At 44.5% G+C, this 19074-nt stretch carries 17 protein-coding genes; 11 read left to right on the top strand and 6 right to left on the bottom strand.

The features are described from left to right. Positions 1 to 14 precede the first annotated feature (14 nt). A complete protein-coding gene (gene corA / locus ACQZ43_RS09985; RefSeq protein WP_430612211.1) occupies positions 15 to 1094 on the bottom strand; it encodes a magnesium/cobalt transporter CorA in 1080 nt (359 codons plus the stop codon). Between the two features lie 76 nt (positions 1095 to 1170). On the opposite strand from corA, the gene hutI reads away from it, so the two are divergent. From hutI to ACQZ43_RS09945, 8 genes are all read left to right on the top strand, one after another. Beyond that, positions 1171 to 2406 carry an imidazolonepropionase gene (gene hutI / locus ACQZ43_RS09980; protein ID WP_430612209.1) on the top strand — a complete coding sequence of 412 codons (1236 nt, stop codon included), beginning with the start codon at positions 1171 to 1173 and terminating at the stop codon, positions 2404 to 2406. Positions 2407 to 2570: 164 nt separating this feature from the next. Next, complete coding sequence (locus ACQZ43_RS09975; RefSeq protein ID WP_430612207.1) at positions 2571 to 3608, top strand: formimidoylglutamase; 1038 nt, start codon at positions 2571 to 2573, stop codon at positions 3606 to 3608. A 3-nt stretch (positions 3609 to 3611) separates the two neighbouring features. Beyond that, positions 3612 to 4286 carry a response regulator transcription factor gene (locus ACQZ43_RS09970; RefSeq protein ID WP_430612205.1) on the top strand — a complete coding sequence of 225 codons (675 nt, stop codon included), beginning with the start codon at positions 3612 to 3614 and terminating at the stop codon, positions 4284 to 4286. A 4-nt stretch (positions 4287 to 4290) separates the two neighbouring features. Next, complete coding sequence (locus tag ACQZ43_RS09965) at positions 4291 to 5661, top strand: sensor histidine kinase (RefSeq protein WP_430612203.1); 1371 nt, start codon at positions 4291 to 4293, stop codon at positions 5659 to 5661. Positions 5662 to 5681: 20 nt separating this feature from the next. Next, a complete protein-coding gene (locus ACQZ43_RS09960) occupies positions 5682 to 6200 on the top strand; it encodes a MepB family protein (RefSeq protein ID WP_430612201.1) in 519 nt (172 codons plus the stop codon). A 130-nt stretch (positions 6201 to 6330) separates the two neighbouring features. Beyond that, a complete protein-coding gene (locus ACQZ43_RS09955; protein ID WP_430612199.1) occupies positions 6331 to 7608 on the top strand; it encodes a TolC family protein in 1278 nt (425 codons plus the stop codon). Positions 7609 to 7624: 16 nt separating this feature from the next. Then, positions 7625 to 8725 (top strand): efflux RND transporter periplasmic adaptor subunit, encoded by a 1101-nt coding sequence (locus ACQZ43_RS09950; RefSeq protein ID WP_430612197.1) that lies wholly within the window; start codon positions 7625 to 7627, stop codon positions 8723 to 8725. A 12-nt stretch (positions 8726 to 8737) separates the two neighbouring features. Then, a complete protein-coding gene (locus tag ACQZ43_RS09945; RefSeq protein ID WP_430612195.1) occupies positions 8738 to 11824 on the top strand; it encodes an efflux RND transporter permease subunit in 3087 nt (1028 codons plus the stop codon). Between the two features lie 86 nt (positions 11825 to 11910). Here ACQZ43_RS09945 and ACQZ43_RS09940 read toward each other — a convergent pair whose 3' ends face one another. Continuing rightward, a complete protein-coding gene (locus ACQZ43_RS09940) occupies positions 11911 to 14094 on the bottom strand; it encodes a glutamine synthetase III (RefSeq protein ID WP_430612193.1) in 2184 nt (727 codons plus the stop codon). Between the two features lie 414 nt (positions 14095 to 14508). After that, on the bottom strand, positions 14509 to 15066 hold the full coding sequence (locus ACQZ43_RS09935) for a hypothetical protein (protein WP_430612191.1): 558 nt from the start codon (positions 15064 to 15066) through the stop codon (positions 14509 to 14511). Between the two features lie 130 nt (positions 15067 to 15196). Between ACQZ43_RS09935 and ACQZ43_RS09930 the strand changes: the two genes are divergently transcribed. Beyond that, positions 15197 to 15781 (top strand): Crp/Fnr family transcriptional regulator, encoded by a 585-nt coding sequence (locus ACQZ43_RS09930; protein WP_430612189.1) that lies wholly within the window; start codon positions 15197 to 15199, stop codon positions 15779 to 15781. A gap of 22 nt (positions 15782 to 15803) precedes the next feature. Here ACQZ43_RS09930 and ACQZ43_RS09925 read toward each other — a convergent pair whose 3' ends face one another. Continuing rightward, on the bottom strand, positions 15804 to 16259 hold the full coding sequence (locus ACQZ43_RS09925) for a hypothetical protein (RefSeq protein ID WP_430612187.1): 456 nt from the start codon (positions 16257 to 16259) through the stop codon (positions 15804 to 15806). Between the two features lie 149 nt (positions 16260 to 16408). On the opposite strand from ACQZ43_RS09925, the gene ACQZ43_RS09920 reads away from it, so the two are divergent. Beyond that, positions 16409 to 16843, top strand: a complete 435-nt coding sequence (locus ACQZ43_RS09920; protein ID WP_430612185.1) for a carboxymuconolactone decarboxylase family protein — start codon at positions 16409 to 16411, stop codon at positions 16841 to 16843. A gap of 94 nt (positions 16844 to 16937) precedes the next feature. Here the strand turns inward: ACQZ43_RS09920 and ACQZ43_RS09915 are convergent, their stop codons facing one another. Both ACQZ43_RS09915 and ACQZ43_RS09910 read right to left on the bottom strand, forming a co-directional pair. Beyond that, the gene (locus tag ACQZ43_RS09915) at positions 16938 to 17405 is read right to left on the bottom strand and encodes a YbaK/EbsC family protein (protein WP_430612183.1); all 468 of its coding nucleotides are present in this window, start codon (positions 17403 to 17405) and stop codon (positions 16938 to 16940) included. 166 nt (positions 17406 to 17571) lie between these two features. After that, entirely contained in the window at positions 17572 to 18075 is a 504-nt protein-coding gene (locus ACQZ43_RS09910; RefSeq protein ID WP_430612181.1) for a GNAT family N-acetyltransferase, read from the bottom strand. Between the two features lie 287 nt (positions 18076 to 18362). Here ACQZ43_RS09910 and ACQZ43_RS09905 point away from each other — a divergent pair, with 287 nt between their 5' ends. Further along, positions 18363 to 18947, top strand: coding sequence for a porin family protein (locus ACQZ43_RS09905; RefSeq protein WP_430612179.1), 585 nt, complete (start codon positions 18363 to 18365; stop codon positions 18945 to 18947). Positions 18948 to 19074 lie beyond the last annotated feature (127 nt).

The raw sequence follows: 19074 nt of genomic DNA, 5'->3' as shown, positions 1-19074 counted from the left end.
GCGGATTTATCTGTTTAAAACCATTTTTTATACTTGAAGTAGCCGATCATCAGCAGCACTAAAAACAGCATGCCAAAGAGGGTGGCAAAATAGCCGTTTTCGAAATGCAGCTCGGGCATATGGTCAAAATTCATCCCATAGATTCCCACGATAAAAGTCAGGGGGATAAAAATCACGGACACTATGGTCAGTACCTTCATAATTTCGTTCATCCGATGACTTTGGGCCGAGAAAAAATAATTGGTGGCGCTTTCCATCTTAGCGAGATTGTATTCGATTTGATCCAAGAGTTCGAGCGAGCGGTAGTGCAAACGGGTAAAATAGATCACATCCGAAGGCAAGATAAACTTGGGATCCAAGTCCGAGGCGGTGCTCTTTAAGTTAAACAATACGTCGCGCAGGGGAATGATTGCCCTTTTGATGTAGTTTAAACTTTCGATATTGCGCTCGATGCTCTCCAAGACGTTTCGCTTATAGCTGGCCTTGGAAGACAGCAAAACCTGTTCGATTGTTTCCTCTATGTTATCGGTGGTGATAAAGAAGTTTTCCATGATGCCCTCCAGCAATAAAAACAACAGAAACTCATTGCTCTTTTTGCGCACACTGCCGGTTTTGGTTCGAATGCGCTCTCGAACCAGGGAGAAGATATCGCCTTTTTTCTCTTGAAACGACAGCAGGAGGTTGTCTTTTAAGATAAAGCTGATTTGCTCGATGTCGACGCTTTCCACATCCTCGTAAGCCAAAATCGATTTGACGCTAAAGAAAATCGTGTCGTCGAGTTCTTCCATACGCGTTCTGCGAGAGAAGTTGAGGACCTCTGCAATGAGGTAGCCTTCAATTTCAAACACCTTTCCGATGGCCTTTAAGAGTTCAATATCGTGAAGCCCGTGCAAGTTAAACCACTTGGTCGCTTGGGGGTCGGAATTCTGCACGATTTCGTGCATTTCGCTCAGGGTTAAATCGTTGTATTCCTCAAAGTGATTCTCATCGTAAACAAACAGCTGCATCGCGATTAACACATCGGGATAGGCACCGGAATATTCCAGATAATTGGGTTGAAGCTTCCTGTTTTTCTTATATTTAACTCTCTTCACAAATATTAAATTTGTGATAAAGATAGGAGTTTTTAAAATTCCATTCTATTTTTACGGAAATTAACTATTTTAGCAGATGAAAATTTTACTGACCCATATAAAAGAGCTGGTACAAGTTCGCGAAAAATCGATTGAAATGCTGTGCGGGGATGCGATGAAAACCCTCCCTACCCTGGAAAACGCCTACTTATTGATAGAAGACGACTTGATTTCCGCCTACGGTCCCATGGCAAACTGCCCCGACATCGAGGTGGATCAAACGATCAACTTGACGGGCAAAACCGTTTTGCCGAGCTGGGTCGACAGCCATACTCATATCGTGTACGCCGGAAACAGACAGCAGGAATTCGTCGATCGCATCAACGGATTGAGCTACGAGGAAATCTTTAATCGCGGGGGCGGAATTTTAAATTCGGCCGACAAGCTGCAAAACACCTCCGAGGAGGATTTGTACGAACAATCCAAAGTACGCCTAGAAGAAGTGATGCAACAGGGCACTGGAGCCGTGGAAATCAAATCCGGCTACGGATTGACCTTGGAATCGGAATTAAAGATGTTGCGCGTGATCAAAAAATTAGGTGCGAATTACCCGGTCAAAATCAAAGCGACCTTTTTGGGCGCCCACGCATTTCCTGCGGCCTATAAGGATAATCACGAAGCGTATATCGATTTGTTGATCGACGAGATGATTCCGACTATAGCGCGAGAAAAACTCGCCGACTATGTCGATGCCTTTTTGGAAACCGGCTATTTTTCCGTTGCGGAAACCGAACGCATAATGCAAGCGGGACAGCAACACGGATTAATCGCCAAGATTCACGTCAATCAATTTACCGCTATCGGAGGTATAGCCGTCTGTGTTAAAAACGGGGCCCTAAGTGTCGATCATTTGGAAATCGTTACCGACGAGGATATCGCGGTGTTAAAAAACAGCCGCACCATGCCCGTGGCATTACCGACCTGTTCCTATTTTATCTCCATACCCTATACGCCTGCGCGCAAAATGCTAGACGCTGGACTTCCCCTAGCCTTGGCTTCGGACTTCAACCCGGGAACCACCCCTTCGGGCAATATGAATTTTGTCGTAGCCACGGCTTGCATCAAAATGAAAATGACCCCCGAAGAAGCGATCAATGCCGCGACGATTAACGGCGCTTATGCCATGGGCGTTTCTGAGGAATACGGCAGTATCACCGTAGGTAAAAAGGCGAGTTTAATCATCACCAAACCCCTGAGTTCGTATTACGAAATACCCTATGCCTTTGCCAGCCAGCACATCGATCAGGTCATACTCAACGGCAAGCTCATTTAAACAGCAAAAAACCTCAAACCGCCGAAGCAGTTTGAGGTAAAATAATGAATTATTTTAAACTAATTCCTCGGAAATGAAAACGACTTATCCCAATAAAAAAGGAATAAGATTACTATGTTAACGTACTTATAACTAAATTAGTATACCTATTAATACTTTTATTTATGCATCCACTTCAAATATTTTCGACGGCAGATATCACCAAGTACACCCGATTTCGACAAGGTGAAATCAAATTTGGCGAACGGGTACAAGTGCTTACTCAAGCGGAAAACTGTTTTGCGGAACTGCGCGACAACGATTCCAAATACGTTTTATTGGGCATACCCGAAGACATCGGTGTGCGGGCCAATTTTGGACGCTCTGGCACGGCCTGTGCATGGGAGAGTTTTTTGAGTAGTTTTTTAAACATACAGCACAACCGCTTTTGCAAGGGAAATCAGATTACCGTATTGGGGCATTTGGACTTTTCGGCAGAAATGGAAGCCGCCGCGGCCTTAGACGTGTCGCAAAAAGAAGACCGCAGACGCTTGTTTAAGCTGGTCGAAGCCCTGGATAAAGAGGTGTCGCATATAGTGAGCCAAATCGTAAAAGCCAATAAAATACCGATTATCATTGGCGGTGGACACAACAACGCCTACGGAAACATCAAGGGATTGGCGCTGGGCAAGGCCAAAAGCGTTAACGTAATTAACTTTGACGCCCACACCGACTTTAGACCGTTGGAGGGAAGACACAGCGGAAACGGCTTTTCCTACGCCTTTGAAGAGGGGTTCTTAAAGCATTATTTCATCTTTGGCCTACACGAAAATTATACGCCCAAGAGCGTTTTTGACAGCATTAAGGGCGTGGCAGACAAGGTAAAATACAATACCTACGAGCAAATTCGCATCCGTAAAGAGAAGTCTTTCGACACGGAATTACTCGCCGCCCAAAAGCATATCGACAACGCCTTTTACGGCATCGAAATCGATTTGGACTCCATACCCAACGTGGCTAGTAGCGCCAGTACCCCTACGGGTTTTTCCGCAGAACGCCTACGGCAGTTCCTCCACTTTTTTGGAAAATCGAAAAACGCAGCCTATCTTCACATTTGCGAGGGAGCACCGGCATTGGATTTTGAAAAAAACAGTCATTTAGTCGGTAAACTCATCGCTTATTTGGTCACTGACTTTATAAAAATTAATTCCGAAAAAATATAATCCATGAACATTTTACTCATTGAAGACGATCAGCGCATTAGTGATTTTGTAATCAAAGGACTGGAAGAAAACGACTTTCAAGTCAGTTTAGCGACCTCCGGCGAGCAGGCTCGAGCGATGATTGGCGACAATCAATGGGACATCATTCTCATGGACATCATGTTGCCGGGCATAGACGGCATTCAACTCACCCAGATGATTCGCTATAAAAAGATCTATACCCCCATTTTGGTATTGAGTGCCCTGAGCGATTCCTCGGACAAGATTGCCGCCTTAGACAGCGGTGCCGACGACTACCTGTCCAAGCCCTTTCACTTCAATGAGTTGATCTCGCGAATCAATGCCTTAACCCGAAGAACCAAGTTCAACTATCAGGAAAAAGAGCAGGTATACCGCTGTGGTTCGCTGCTGCTGGACCCCGATAGCCATGCGGTTTCTCAAAACGACCGCCCCATAGATCTGTCGCCTAGGGAATACAAGCTACTGCTGTTTCTGCTGGAAAACAAAAACAAGGCGGTTTCGAGAACGCAAATCTTAAACGCGGTGTGGGGAATCAATTACGACAACAACACCAATGTGGTGGACGTATATATATCGTATCTGCGCAATAAAATAGATGAAAGCTCCTACAAATTGATTCACACGATCAAGGGAATGGGTTATATGATTAAAGAATAAAAGTATGAAACTGCGCAACCGACTGACCCTTATATCGACCGTTACCTTTGGAGTGGTATTTTTTATCACTTCGGCCCTCATTTATTTTGCTTTTTACAACAGTTCGGAGCGGGTATTTTTTAACGAGTTAAAGAAGACGAGTTTGCTCTCGGCCTTTTATTATCTCGAAAAGGACGAACTGACTCAGATTGAGCACTCCACGATTCGAAACGAGTTTAGATCTACCATAGAAAGCTCGATGGTAGCGGTGTATAACAGTGAGAACCAAGTGGAATATGGCAAGCTGTTTTCCGATTCGCACATTACTACCGAGTATCTCGAACGGGTGCGCAAACAGCAAAAGATTCAATTTCAGTCGGAAGATCACTTCTATTACGGGATTTACTATCCGGATAATCAGGGGAATTTTGTGGTTTTTGTCAAGGCTTCCAACTCGGAATTCCTCGCGCAAACCCATCGGTTGTTGTTAATTATGATCGTGGTTCTCCTGGCGGGCTTAGCTGTAATTTTCGCTTTGAGTAAAAACCTTTCCAACTTGGCCTACCGCCCCATTTCCAAGGTGGTCAAGCAGATTAATCAAATCGACGACACCAATTTGGGACAAGCCATAACCCCGCCCAATACCAACGACGAAGTGGATGAGCTGATCAAAACCTACAACAAGTTGTTTGCACGGTTGTCAGAAACCTTTCTGATTCAGAAGAACTTTATCAATTATGTCTCTCACGAATTCAAAACCCCACTAGCGGCCATAGCGGGCAATCTCGAGGTCTTTGCCCAGAAAGACCGCACGGCAGCCGAGTACAAAAAAGTTGCCGACGACGCCTTGGAAAACGTCTATAAAATAGAAGACCTGTTGTCCAACCTCTTGCTGATGTCTGGATTAAAAAACCAAGCGACGACTTTTGTTTTTTTTAGGATAGACGAAGTCATTTGGAATGTCTATGAGGCCCTGCAAGAAAAATCAACGTTCTTGGAAGTGCCGATTAAGATCGACTTGCAAGTGCTCCATCCCGCCCTATTGGAATTCAAAGGCAACGAAACCCTGATACAATTGGCCTTGTTTAACCTGGTAGAAAATGCTTTAAAATACTCGAACAAACAGCCGGTTATCATCGCGATTTTAGAGATTGGCGGCCGTTTAACCGTAGAAATACGCGATTTCGGTCAAGGCATCGCGCCCGAGGATTTGTCCTTAATCGGACAAACCTTTTACCGCGGTAAAAATGTCGGTCGCATACCCGGAAGTGGCATAGGCCTTTCTCTGGCAAAGACAATTTTAGACCAGCATCAAATCACTTTTGAATTGGAATCTGAACTGCAACGAGGCACCACAGTGCGCCTAACCTTCGACCAGACCACCACGCGTTCTTAAAAACAACAAAAACACCGCCCATGTCTGCATTACCACACGCCTACACCCTTTCTAAACAGCGCATCTACGATGTATTAGAGCTGATGCCCAGCCATCCCCAAGTCGATTGTGAAAGTGCGGAATACGCTTCCTGTGCGTTTGTACTCAACCGCTTTCGCATCCTGTTCCGATCGGCTAAGATTACCCCTGCCAAAATCGGGCAATTTGTGACCCTTTGGAAACGCTCGTCAAGTGGACCTATAGCGCCTTTTGAAAGCGAAGACCCCTTCGATTTAGTGGTGGTCTGCGCAGCGGACAAGGCGCATTTCGGACAATTTATATTTCCGAAATCCGCCTTGTTGCAGCAGGGAATACTCAGCGATCCCCAGCACGCGGGCAAACGCGCTTTTAGAGTCTATCCGCCTTGGGACTCGCCCACGAGCAAGCAAGCGCAAAAGACCCAAGCCTGGCAGTTGCCGTATTTCTACGATTTGTCCGACGAAGACTCCCGCGCAGTTCACCTGGACAACATCCGCAAACTCTTTGCATTCCCCCTCTAATCACCCCGATAGTCCTAAAAACAGGCGGTTCTAACCAAACTCTAATGCGGTGTTAATCGCATTTTAATGCGATTCAAATTCACCTATAATATACAGAATTTACCTTTGTATCTTATTAAAACATAGAATTTTGAAACGATACATTATTGCGCTAACCGCCTTGTTTTTGGGTTGCTTTTGTGCCCCTGCACAAAATACCGTAACCCTTTCGCTTTCAAAAAAAGAAGCGGAAGCTCTTTTTTTAAATCAGAATTTAGAATTGCTGGCTACCCATCTGGAGATTTCGCAAGCCGAGGCTCAGGTAATTCAAGCCAAGCTGTGGCCCAATCCCACCCTGAGTGTTAGTGAAGTCAACCTTTGGTCCAACTCCTCGTCAGAAGAACTGCCGGCCTTGTACCGAAATTGGGGAAAGACCTCCCAAATAGGTATAGAAATCGAACAGCTGATTCAGACCGCGGGAAAACGCCGCAAGCACATTGCCCTACAAAAGTTGGAAGTCGAAGACAAAAAGTTGGCGTTTAAAGAAGTGCTCCAAGAATTAAAGCTCCATTTGCGCCGTACCCTGACGGATATACAGGGCAATCAAGAACAACAAAAGATGTATCAAGCCCAGATTGAATCGACCACAAGCCTGCTTAAAGCATATCAAAATCAATTGGCACAAGGCCACATCAGCAAGTCGGAATACATTCGTCTAAAGGCCTCTGAAATGTCTTTTAGAAAGCAACTCATCGAAGTACAACAAGCTTGGGCCGAAACGCAAAAGGACCTAAAAAACCTGTTGCAACTCCCCGCTGACACGCAAATCGAAATTACCGACGACTTGACTGCGCCTGTGGTTTTGATCAATTGGCAGGATTTGCAAACCTGGACCCAAGAAGCTCAAAACGAACGAGCAGACATACTCCGCGCCAAGAACACAGAATCTATGGCCGCTCAAAAACACCAGTTGGAGCGCGCCATGCGCATACCAGATGTGACCCTCTCCGCCAATTACGATCGCGGGGGCAACATCATGCGCGACTTTGTCGGTTTGGGAATTTCCTTTGAACTGCCGCTGTTCAACCACAATAAAGGCAACATCAAAGACGCCCAATTGGAAATAGAGAAAACGCAGATTCAATTGACGCAAAAGCGGTATACTATCGCCAACGACATCGTAGAAGCCTATCAAAACTACCTGCGATCCAAAGAGCTGTACGACGAGCTCGAAAGCGATTATGAAGACAATCTGGACGACTTGCTACAGCGCTATCACAAAAACTTTAAGCTGCGCAACACCAGTATGATCGAATACCTCGATTTTGTCGACGCTTATCTCGACAACAAGAACATCTTGTTGGAGACCAAGAAAAACCTCAACCACTTTTTTGAATCCCTGCAATACGCCTTGGGCAAAGAACTTTAAACTAATCCATACCATCATGTACAAGACTTACCTCACATACTTTGCACTTTCTCTAGTGCTGGCTAGCAGCTGTCAGAAAACTGCTGCGCCCACCGCCGCAGAGAAAACGCCTTATTGCCTAACGGAGGACTTAAAGAAGACCCTTCAGTTTGAAAAAATCAGTCGCAGCCCCATACAAGAAACACTTTCCCTAACGGGAAACATCCAATACGACATCGACAAGACAACGCCCTTCGTCAGTTTGTTAGACGGAGTGGTTACCGCCACCTACTTTTCACTGGGCGACTACGTCAAAAAAGGACAGTTGCTCGCGGAAATAAAGAGCGCCTCGCTCAACGAGCTGCAAGACTCCCACCGCTCTTTAACCGCACAAATCGGCGTGGCACAGCGGCAGTTGCAGTCGGTACAATCGATGTTTAACGACGGCATCGCCTCTCAAAAAGATTTGCTCGAAGCCCAGTCGGAGCTCGATTTGCTGCGCTCCAATTTACAGAGCAACAACAGCAATATGAGCTTATACAGTGCGAGCAGCGACAAATCGGTCTTTTCAATCAAGGCGCCGGCCGACGGCTATATCGTCAGTAAAAACATCAGTCCCGGGATGCCAATTTCCGGTGCCGACGACGAGCTCTTTACCATTTCCAACCTTTCTGAAGTATGGGTGATGGCCAATGTATACGCCACGAATATGCGTCACGTATCGCCCAATATGCCTGTTACCGTAAAAACCCTAGCCTATCCAGAAGAAACTTTTGACGGCAAAATCACCTCCATATCCCAGGTTTTTGATCAGGACGAACGCGTATTAAAAGCGAAAATCGTCATGAAGAACACCGATATGAAACTCAAGCCCGGTATGTCTGCCGATATTATTTTAGCCTTAAATGCCAGCGATAGAACCGCACTTGCCATCCCCAATCAGGCCTTGGTTTTCGAAAACAATCAAAACTATGTGGTGGTCTACAAAGACGACTGCACCTTGGAGTTGCGATTGGTCAAAGCCGTAGCCAAAAATGATTTTTACACCTATGTGGACGAAAATTTGGAGGAAGGCGAAAGCGTCGTTACCAAAAACCAATTGCTTCTCTTAGAAGAAATCAATCACCGTTCGCTTTAAAAATAAATAATCATGCAAAAACTTGTTCAAAATATAGTTTCCCTTTCACTTAAAAACTCCTTTTTGGTACTTTTCGCCACCTTATTGTTGCTTTTTGGCGGAATATACAGTTATATACATACGCCGATTGAGGCCTTTCCCGACGTGACTAATACCCGCGCGCGTATCATCATCCAATGGCCGGGAAGGAGTGCAGAAGAGATCGAAAAATTCATTACCCTACCCATTTCCAAGGAGATGAATACCATTCCGAAAAAGGCCGAAGTACGCTCGATTTCCCTTTTTGGACTTTCGGTAGTCACCGTGTTGTTCAACGATGACGTGGCTGACTTTTACGCCCAGCAATACGCATCGACCCGCATGGGCAATGTCGATTTGCCCGAGGGGGCGTTCTTTGAGATTGAGCCGCCATCTGGGGCGACCGGCGAAATATTCCGGTACATCATCAAAAGTAAATTGCCCATTAAGGAAGTCAGCGCCATACAGGATTGGGTTATCGAGCGCGAACTACTCTCGGTACCCGGTGTAGCCGATGTGGTGAGTTTTGGAGGAGAAGAAAAGATTTACGAGATTAAAATACACCCGACGGAGTTAGTCAACTACAACCTATCGCCTCTAGACGTTTACGAGGCGGTTTCCAAGAGCAATATCAACGTGGGAGGCGATGTGATTCAGAAAGGAGATCAGGCCTATGTGGTACGCGGAGTCGGTTTATTGGACAATATCGAAGACATCGAAAACATACTGATTGAGGTTAAGGGATCCACGCCCATTTTAGTCAAACACGTTGCCGAGGTAGTCATTTCTGCCAAACCGCGATTGGGCCAAGTGGGCTACAACGACGAGCAAGATGTTGTGGAAGGGATTGTGATTATGCTGCGCGGAGAAAACCCCAGTGAAGTCATCGGTAAGCTCAAGGATAAAATCGACGACCTCAATGCGCGCATTTTGCCCAACGACGTCGAAATCATTCCGATTATCGACCGGACCGATTTGGTGAATACCACGGTGCATACCGTAACCAAAAACCTGATTGAAGGGGTGGTCTTGGTTTCGCTAATCGTATTTATATTTCTCTACAACTGGCGGACTACTTTCATCGTAGCCTCGGTTATTCCACTGGCCTTTTTATTCGCGATTATCATGTTGCGCATACAGGGTTTGCCAGCGAATTTGATTTCTATGGGAGCCCTTGATTTTGGACTGTTGCTCGAAGGGACCTTGGTCATTGTCGAACACGTCTTTGTCGGTTTGGAGAAAAAAGCCGGTAAGGTGGGTATGCAGCGCTTTAACAAAATGTCCAAAATGGGGATTATCAAGAAAAGTGCGGGCAGCGTAGCGAGTTATATCTTTTTTGCCTTGTTGATTTTGATTGTAGCCCTACTGCCCATCTTTTCATTTCAGAAAGTGGAGGGAAAAATGTTTTCGCCCTTGGCCTTTACACTCGGCTATGCTCTATTGGGTTCCCTGATTTTGAGTTTGACCTACGTACCTGCAATGTGTAAGCTGTTGTTAACCAAGAATATCGTGGAAAAAGAGAATGTAATTTCGCGTTTTTTCAAAGTGAATATGTTTCGCCTATACGACTGGAGCTTTCGTCATAAAAAAGCGACCCTGATTACATTTGTCGCTTTGTTGGTTATCTGTGGGGTACGCTTTCACTATTACGGATCGGAGTTTTTACCCAAGCTAAATGAGGGCGCTATTTACGTACGCGCTACGCTTCCCAACAGCATTCATTTGGAAGAATCGGTTAAGCTGACCCAAGAGATGAAAGCCGTATTGCGCCAATACGAAGAAGTGGGCTTTGTGATGTCTCAAACTGGGCGACCAAATGACGGAACAGACCCTACGGGATTTTTTAATATCGAATTTCACATTCAGCTCAAACCGGAGGGCGAATGGAAGCGCAAGCTGACCAAAGAAGACTTGCTGGCTGAGATGCGGACGGATTTGGAAAAATATCCGGGGATTAACTTCGGCTTTAGTCAGCCGATTCAAGACAACGTGGAGGAATATGTAGCTGGCGTCAAGAGCGCCTTGGTGATCAAGATCTTCGGAGACGATTTGTTCGATTTGGAGCGCATGGCCAATCAAGTAGCGCAATCGATTGAAGACGTGCCTGGCATTACCGATATCAATGTGTATAAAAACATAGGATTACCCGAATTGCGCATCCAATTACACGATTCGAAAATGGCGCGCTATGCCGTGACCACCGCCGATGCACAGGCGGTAATTGCCATGACCATTGGCGGTCAGGCGGCTACCACTTTTTACGAAAACGAACGCATGTTTGACGTGGTATTGCGCTTTAAAAAGGAATCGCGAGATTCTGCCGAAAAAATCGGCGAAATTCTTATCCCAACGCTAGACGGCAAACAAGTACCGCTCAAGGAGATTGCTACTATAGATTACCACACCGGTCCGGCATTTATCTACCGCGAAGGCAACAGCCGCTATATCGGAATAGGCTTTAGCATCGAGGGTCGTGATTTGGGCAGTACCATAGAAGAAGCCCGTGCCAAAGTGGCTCGGGAAGTCAAACTCCCCGCAATCAATAAAATGGAATGGGCCGGAGAATTTGAGAGTAAAGAACGCGCGGCCAAACAATTGATGATGGTGGTTCCGGTATCGCTAATCCTCATTATGATGTTGCTGTACTTCAACTTTGGAAACGTCAAAGACACTTTGATATCCGCAGCTACATTGCCCTTTGCCTTTATAGGTGGTTTTTTATCGCTTTGGACTACGGGAACGATTTTTGGCATCTCGGCGGGAATTGGCTTTATCATTCTCTTTGGTGTGGCAACGATAGACGGTATCGTCTTAATCGGAGTGATGCGCGAAAATTTACGCCATAAGATGCCCTTGAAAGAAGCGATCTCGGAAGGAGTTCGAAGTCGCATTCGCCCCGTGGTGATGATTGCCCTTATGGGCTCGATGGGGCTCTTACCCGCTGCCTTATCTAACGGTATGGGTTCTGAAATTCAAAAGCCCTTAGCCATTATGATTGTCGGCGGTTTACTGGTCTGTATGATCTTGTCCTTTACCGTACTCCCCCAATTGTTTTACTTGGCTTATAGAAACAAAAAGTAATTATTAATTCCCATTTATTATTTTTAAAAAAAAAGCGCCCTTTCCAATGAAAGGGCGCTTTTGACTTTCCGTAGTACGTACGCTAATTAGTTGGTAAACAACAACTCTCTATACTTGGTCAAGGTCCACATTTCATTGTCAACCAACAACTCCAATTTATCACTGTGGTAACGGATGATGTCGAATTGGGGTTTTACCCGTTCGCAATACGCTATAGCTTGCAATTCGATATCGGTTATCAAATTTGCCGCTTTGCGCTCCTCTATCATTTCGGTAACATGAGTGCTTATTTGCGCAATGTGATTGGAGATTTCCTTGATCATACCGATTTGTTCGGCCGCATGGATTTCGTACCCCGATCCGAAGATTTCTTTGATTCCCTTGACATTTTCTATCACACGGTTTTGGTAACCGATGGCGGTTGGAATTACGTGATTTCTGGCCATATCGCCCAAAACACGACCTTCGATTTGGATTTTCTTCACGTATTCCTCCATCTCGATTTCATAACGGGCTTCCACTTCTACCCGATTCATCACGTTCATCTCTTCAAAGAGATCGATCGAACGCTTGGACACTTTAGCTCTCAAGGCCGCTGGTGTATTCTTATGGTTGCTCAATCCGCGTTTTCCCGCTTCGATTTCCCATTCTTTACTATATCCATCGCCTTCGAACAAAATATTCTCGGTTTGTTTGATGTATTCGCGCAGTACGTTAAAAATCGCCTCGTCTTTTTTCATACCGTCGCGTTCGATCATCGCATCGACTTCTGCTTTAAAGTCTTTAAGCTGCTTGGCAACGATTGTGTTTAAAGTCGTCATCGGATTGGCGCAGTTTGCCGTAGAGCCAACTGCTCTAAACTCCCATTTGTTTCCGGTAAAGGCAAAGGGTGAAGTTCTATTTCTATCGGTATTGTCCAACAGTACATCGGGTATTTTCCCGACTACATTCAATTTTAAATCGGTTTTTTCCTCAGGCGACAATTTTCCATAAGAAACGCCTTTTAACTCTTGCAATACGTTGAACAACTGCTGTCCGATAAATACCGAAATAATTGCGGGAGGTGCTTCATTGGCGCCTAAACGGTGATCGTTTCCGGCAGAAGCGATGGACGAACGCAACAATTCTTCGTTGTCGTGTACGGCTTTGATTGTATTGATAAAAAACGTCAAGAATTGCATATTGCTCTTAGGCGTTTTGCTCGGGCTCAACAAATTGATTCCGGTATCCGTAGCCAAAGACCAGTTGTTGTGCTTGCCCGATCCGTTGACCCCCTTAAAAGGTTTTTCGTGGAAGAGCACTTTAAAGTGATGGCGTTCTGCCACTTTACGCATCACATCCATCAACAGGGAATTGTGATCGACGGCCAAGTTGGTTTCCTCAAAAATCGGAGCCAACTCAAATTGATTGGGAGCCACCTCGTTGTGACGGGTTTTTACTGGAATCCCCAAGAGGATGCAGTTGTTCTCCAAATCGTGCATATAATTCAATACTCGGGTCGGTATCGACCCAAAATAATGATCGTCTAATTGTTGTCCTTTGGCAGCGGTATGTCCTAAAAGAGTACGTCCCGTGGCAATGATGTCTGGTCGGGAATTGGCCAAAGCCGTATCGACCAAGAAATACTCTTGTTCCCAGCCTAGGGTAGCGGTTACTTTTTTTACATTTTTATCAAAATAGTGGGCCACTTCAGTCGCTGCAATATCAATAGCGTTTAGGGCTTTGATCAGCGGGGTTTTGTTGTCCAAGGCCTCACCGGTATACGATACAAAAACCGTTGGAATACACAGGGTAGAACCAAAGATAAAAGCGGGCGAAGTAGGGTCCCAAGCCGTGTATCCACGTGCTTCGAAGGTATTTCTAATTCCTCCGTTGGGGAAACTCGAAGCATCGGGTTCTTGTTGCACCAATTGGCTGCCGTTGAATTTCTCTACGGGGTCGCCATCGAATTGGGTTTCAAAAAATGCATCGTGCTTTTCTGCGGTGGTTCCTGTTAAGGGTTGAAACCAGTGTGTATAATGGGTAACTCCTTTTGAAAGCGCCCATTCCTTCATACCCAAAGCAATGTACTCCGCCAGTTTTCTGTCGATTTTAATCCCATTCTGCGCATTTTTAACCGCCTGATAAGCTTGGGGCGTTAAAAATTGTCGCATGGACTTGTCGTTAAACACATTAGCACCAAAGATCAAAGATTTTCTACCCAGTTCCTCTACTTTTACCGCTTCTCTAGAGGCGGCTTTTTCAATTGCTCGAAAACGTAATGTTGACATATTGTATGTATTTTATCGGGACACCCCCTATTTTGACTGCAAAAATAATTTATTTTGAACAAATAATGACACCCACCCCCGTTTTTTTTCGGCATCACGCGAAAAATAACCTAAAAAACACCGATTAGACCTATTCGCTTAACAGGCGGAACTACCGCAATGAAATCCGCAAGCTGGCTCGGGTTCGTTTATAGGTCGATCGGAATTAAAATGTCTCGCGCACAAACGCCTTCAGCCAGTCCACCGAAATCAACGACCTACCGCGCGCTGCTTCCCTAGAAATTGCCGATTGTTTGCCGTAGATTAACTCGCTCCGCGAAGCACGACAGGCATTCTGCCAAAAAAAAACAGCAATAAATAAAATTTATCGCTGTTTTAAAATCTTTAAAAGAGTTGTTCTAAAGAGAAATGATACTATTTCCCCCAGGTTATATTTTGAACCGCTACTTGGTCCAGGTTGTATTGAGCGCGTATCGTCTCGTAATCCTTGGATTTTGCAGCATCCGTCGCATAATTGATTTTAATCGGGTTAAAACCTGGTATTACCACGATTCTAAAGTATTGATCTTGGGTGAAATTTCTAGGAAAAGAAGCCAAATCTCTGGTAGCCTCTGCAAATATTTTTACGTCGTTAAAGGTGAAGTCATAATTGTAGTCAATTTCTTCAGTAACGCCTACAATATTCACATAATAAGTTTGGGGCATCAACCTCCAAATCGGATTGTTGTTGTTGTCAAAACCATCGCGCATATATACCAAGATCACATCGCCATCGAATTGTTTCCACTGTCTCGGAACAACTTTCTCTGACAGGTTTCCCCCTGCTGCGGCATAAAAATTGGTTGCAGGCAAATCAAAAACCTGAGCAACAACGCTTTCTCCATCGTATCCTGGAGGGCCTTCAGGTCCTTCACAACTCTGTAATCCAACCAAGCCGACAACGGCGAATAAAAGTGCAAAAATCTTTTTCATAGTATTTATTTGTTTAGTTATAAAATTTAAATTACAAGAACTGCGCCAAAAAAAATCTTTCTCAAAAAACTTTTAATTATGATTGCTCAAATCGCAAAAAGGCATAACTTTAAAACCTTAGGCTATTGATATGACACCGCTACAATTCAGTCCTTTATGGCAATCTTTAAGTAAAATCACTCCTTTAAATCCCGAGGATTACGAGGTAGTGCACGCTTTTTTTAAAAAGACAAAGCTACGTAAAAAAGATTGTCTTTTAAAAGCAGGCGATGTCAGTAATTCACTTTATTTTGTATCTCAAGGCTGTTTGCGAATGTTCTTTGTTGCGGATAACGGTCAGGAAAAAACGGCCTACTTCGCCTTAGAGCAGTGGTGGATTTCGGATTTTTTGAGTTTTACGCGGGGCGGAGCTTCTTCGTTTTATATCGATGCCGTTGAAAAAAGCGAGGTCTACGAACTGACACAAGTCAATCAAGAGTTGCTTTTAGAGACGTTTCCAGCACTGGAGCGCTATTTTCGCATTCATTTGGAGCGCGCCTATGGCGCAGCGCAATATCGCGTAAAATACCATTTCTCCCTGAGCAAGGAAGAGAACTATATACACTTCAAATCGCTTTTCCCAGAATTTATCCAGCGCGTACCTCAATATATGCTCGCTTCCTTTCTGGGTTTGACCCCGGAATACCTCAGCGAAATTCGCAAGAAAAACCTTTAGTCCCTTGCGGCAATTCGCGGTGTTAACGCGGCGATTTCAATTTGTTTACATTGATGGCAATGGGCAGTAAAAACCGATAGCTCACCGCTACCTGGTCGAGCTGTGCGGGCATCCACTTCGGTCCCTTTAGCAATACGGCGGTAATCAATTCATCATAGGCGGGATCGGCACTTTGTACGACGACGACTTCACTGAGCGTTCCGTCTTTTTCTATGAGAAGCGAAAAAATATTCCGGGCAAAATCGCTGCCAACCGCCTCCTTTACCTCCTGTGGCAGGACCAAATTCAGCGACAAATACCTTTGGAAGGCCGTCATACCGCCGGGAAATTCCGGACTTTTATCAACGGTTTTATAAATGGGGTCGGCGGCTACTTCCGCCGCCGCACTGCGGTGTTGTGCCCAAGTTGCACCGTGGAGTAAAACAAAAGCGAAACACAGCAGTATTCGAAGTCGCAATAGGAAGTGAAATCCGTTCATCTTAAAACGATTGGGGGGTTATACCGTCAAATAAAAGCCTTTTACCGCTATTGTGCAAATTTAATTGCCGCACACCGCTTTCTTAAACCTGTTTAAGTTTTAGCTGAGGCAAAACCACTAACTTTGAGTTCACTTTAAAACTAAAAACCATGTCGACTCGATTAGATCTTGCACAAAGTTTTCCCGAAGCCTATAAGGCCATTATGGAATTGGAAATGAAAATACAAAAATCCGATTTAACTCCTATTCACAAAGAATTGATCAAAGTACGGGTGTCGCAAATCAACGGCTGTGCCTTTTGCCTTAATATGCATACCCAAGAAGCCCTTAAAATTGGCGAAACCGCTCAACGCTTATTTTTGCTCAATGCATGGAAGGAAACCCAGTTGTTTACTGCCGAAGAAAAAGCGATTTTGCAATTGGCGGAAGAGGTGACCTTAATTCATCAAGGTGGCGTAGCTGACAGCACTTATACTCAGGCCGTCGCTTTTTTTGGAGAAAGTTATACCGCTCAATTGATTATGGCCGTCATTACTATAAATACGTGGAACCGCATAGCCATCAGTACTGCAAAGGACATTTAACCCTGAACTGTAGGGGGAATGAAATGTCCCCTTGCCGGCGATTTCAGCGGAGCAATTCTTGATATACCGTTTCCATGAGTCGTCGGCTCCCTTTTTAGAGCGTCGCTACATCTACCCATTGCACATAGGTCGACATCTGTTCCATTTCGGCTATAGACAGTTCAATAACCGCTTTGGCATTGCCACAGGCTGGATAAACGGGCACGCAGTCTTGGAGTGAGACATCCAAATACACGGGAATACCCGGTTTGACACCAAAAGGACAAACACCGCCAACGGGGTGTCCGAGTAGCGGTTCTACCTCTTCAAACCCCAGCATACGCGCTTTAAAGCCAAAATGGGCTTTAAACTTTTTATTGTCTATTTTGTGGCATCCGCCTACGACAATCAACAACGCCCCTTTGTCGGGCTGTTTTAACGAAATGGTTTTGGCAATCTGAGCTTCCGCTACACCCAAAGCAGTAGCCGCGGTTGCTACCGTAGCCGCAGCAACTTCCAATATCTGTATGTCACGGTCTTTACCCCATTTTTTCAAATGTTCTCTTGCACTTTCTAAACCCATGGTGAATCGATTAATATAAAATCGCTTCAAGGTACCAAAGTTTTTGTAATAAAATACGCCCGCGGCCAAATCTCCTGTTAAGCAAGCTTTGAAGCGGATTATAGAAACAGTTAAAAGGTAACATTTAACGTTGTTATTTTTAATAAAAAACTTACAAACTAACCGGTCACATTTGACCAGTAGAGGAGTATACCATGAGCAACTCCTCTCCGACGGTAATCTTTTGAATGTAAATCAAGCCCAACTTCTCGAGCAAGCGTTGCGAATTTTCATTGGTAGTTAAGGTCGTTGCCAACAACACCTGAAAATCTGGATCTTGCTTTACGTGTTCAAATATGCGGTTTGCCGCTTCAAAAGCATACCCCTTTTTGCTGTATTGCGGCAAAAAAGCAAACCCGATATCGCGATAAGGCAGATAACTTCTTTGAATAAAGCTCACCACGCCCAAGGGAATTGCCTCGCTTTTTGATTTCACCACCCAAAACAGTGCATCGGCATTATTATCGAACGTATTGATGTAGTTTACCGCAGATTCCAAACTGGAAACTTGGCGGTCGCCTATAAAAGTTAGCCAGCCCGGGGTATTGACTAATTCAAGTATAAAAGGGGCATCTGCCACCTGCATGGGCTCCAAAACCAAGCGTTCGGAGGTGAGAATTTTGTGGAACATGGCGTTAATGTTTGCGGTGAAAAATTGCGTTGTTAGGCGCTGCTTCCCGTACGATTATTTCAGTGTACAAATATAAGACAATGCCTATAAAAACGTATATTTTTTCTCAAAAACCGCGGCGGCCTACTTACGGCTTTAGGAAGAAAACACCTTTCCTTTTAATTTTAGCAGATCAGATTCTCTATAATGCTTTTGGTCTTATTTTTTAGAGGCATTGGTCAAAATAATTTTCATGAATTAAGATCAAATGTGTTACTTTGTAGTTAATAACTTAAAATAAATTGATCATGAAAAAAATGCTAATCTTATTGCTTTTAAGTATCGGACTGACCGCTTATGCGCAATCGCCACTACCTATACATATCGGTATTAAAGGAGGGGCGAACTTTACGGATTTATCCCTGTCAGAAATGAACCTTAAATCGAAATACTCTGCGGGTTATTTTGGAGGAGCTATGGTGCGTTTGGATTTGGGCAAAGCCTATCTGCAAGGAGAGGCTTTATATGCCGAGAAGAAATCAAAAATCGAATTGCCACAGGGAGGTTCTTCTAATGTTACTTGGAAAAGTATTGACGTACCGGTATTAGTGGGTTATAAAGTACTCGATCTTTCCTTGATCAATGTTCGCGTTTTTGGAGGTGGTGTGTACTCTTATGTATTCGACGACAACGCTTCGGTATTTAACAACATACAGAATTCTACTAAAAGCAGTTTCGACAAATCTCAAGTGGGCTTCCAAGTTGGTGCGGGAATCGATGTTATCGGTTTAAATGTCGACTTGCGTTATGAAGGTGGTTTAAGCAAATTGAGTAAGGACTTTGATAAAAAAACAAGTTCGTTTAACCTTAGTGTAGGCTATTTCTTTTTGTAATAAAAAACCTCATCACAACTTATATCTAAAAGCAAAGGGTCTCGTATTCTTTGCTTTTTTTTCAATTTTTTCTAGGGGTTTCGATCGTTCGCTCTAAAACTCCTGCGTTTTTATACGCGGTTTGTTC

Source organism: Flavobacterium sp. JP2137 (genome assembly GCF_050562195.1).
Lineage (GTDB): Bacteria > Bacteroidota > Bacteroidia > Flavobacteriales > Flavobacteriaceae > Flavobacterium.
Note: the sequence above shows the minus strand (reverse complement) of the source record. Positions and strands in the feature narration are given on the sequence as shown.